Below are 1,588 nucleotides of genomic sequence, written 5' to 3' on the forward strand. Positions count from 1 at the left end.
GATTAGACCAGAAAGGGGCGTTTCGGCGTCCCTTTTTTTGCTCATGGCCATGTCCGGAGGGCAGCTCGAAAAATAGTCCGTTGGCACGCCGACAACAGGTTGATATTCGATGCATCGAACGGTGGCGAGAAACTTGTCCCGCCATGGCCTTTGGAATTCGATGATGCGGCTCAGCGACTGTCACAACTTTTCCGATTACCGCCGCATGGCGCAGCAGCGGCTGCCGGGGCCGATCTTTAACTACATCGACGGCGCGGCCGACGACGAGGTCACCTATCGCCGCAACACCGAAAGCTTCGAGACCTGCGATCTGGTTCCCAACGTGCTGCGCGGGGTGAGCGAGGTCGACATGTCGGTGACGGTCATGGGCCAGAAGCTGGCGATGCCGTTCTATTGCTCGCCGACCGCCTTGCAGCGCCTGTTCCATCACCAGGGCGAGCGCGCGGTCGCCAAGGCCGCCGCCAAATACGGCACGATGTTCGGCGTGTCGTCGCTGGGCACCGTCAGCCTCGAGGAGGCGCGCAGCATCAGCAGCGGCCCGCAGGTCTACCAGTTCTATTTCCACCGGGATCGCGGTCTTAACCGGGCGATGATGCAGCGGGCAAAGGCGGTCGGGGTCGAGGTGATGATGCTGACCGTCGACAGCATCACCGGGGGAAACCGCGAGCGCGACAAACGAACCGGCTTTGCCATTCCCTTCAAGCTCAACCTTACCGGAATGGCGCAGTTCGCGCTCAAGCCGGCCTGGGCGATCAACTATTTCATCCATGAGGACTTCAAGCTGCCGCAGCTCGACGAGCATGTCGACATGGGCGGCGGCACGATGTCGATCAGCCGTTACTTTACCGAGATGCTCGATCCGTCGATGACATGGGACGACGTCGCCGAGATGGTCAAGCTCTGGTCGGGTCCGTTCTGCCTCAAGGGCGTCATGTCGGTGGAGGATGCCAAACGCGCTGTCGACATCGGCTGCAGCGGCATCGTGCTGTCGAACCATGGCGGGCGGCAGCTGGATGGCTCACGGGCGGCGTTCGACCAGCTTGCCGAGATCGTCGATGCCGTTGGCGACAGGATCGACGTCATCATGGATGGCGGCGTGCAGCGCGGCACACACGTGCTGAAAGCGCTGTCGCTCGGCGCCAAGGCCGTCGGCGTCGGACGCTACTATCTGTTTCCGCTCGCGGCGGCCGGCCAGCCCGGCGTGGAACGGGCGCTCGAACAGATGCGGGTCGAGATCGAACGCGGCATGAGGCTGATGGGCTGCAGCTCGATCGAACAATTGTCGCGCAACAATCTCCGTTTCAGGTAATCTCGACCCATGAAATCCTCGCTCGAAGACACGCTGCTTGCCGCGATCCGCACCATTCCGGACTATCCCAAGCCCGGCATCCTGTTTCGCGACATCACCACGCTGCTTGGCAATGCGCGCGCCTTCCGCCGCGCCATCGACGAACTGGTGCATCCCTATGCCGGCCAGAAGATCGACAAGATCGCCGGCATCGAGGCGCGCGGCTTTATCCTTGGCGGCGCCGTCGCCCATCAGCTCTCGGCCGGTTTCGTGCCGATCCGCAAGAAGGGCAAGCTGCCC

At 62.6% G+C, this 1,588-nt stretch carries 2 protein-coding genes; both read left to right on the forward strand.

Annotated elements, in window-relative coordinates; translation table 11 throughout:
* Positions 1 to 163 precede the first annotated feature (163 nt).
* Positions 164 to 1,309, forward strand: coding sequence for an alpha-hydroxy acid oxidase (locus EN994_RS30605; RefSeq protein ID WP_063170322.1), 1,146 nt, complete (start codon positions 164 to 166; stop codon positions 1,307 to 1,309).
* Positions 1,310 to 1,318: 9 nt separating this feature from the next.
* A partial coding sequence (locus EN994_RS30610) for a purine phosphoribosyltransferase family protein (protein ID WP_164746382.1) occupies positions 1,319 to 1,588 on the forward strand: 270 nt, incomplete at its 3' end.

It is taken from the genome of Mesorhizobium sp. M7A.F.Ca.CA.002.09.1.1 (assembly GCF_003998555.1).
In the GTDB taxonomy this organism is placed as follows: domain Bacteria; phylum Pseudomonadota; class Alphaproteobacteria; order Rhizobiales; family Rhizobiaceae; genus Mesorhizobium; species Mesorhizobium ciceri.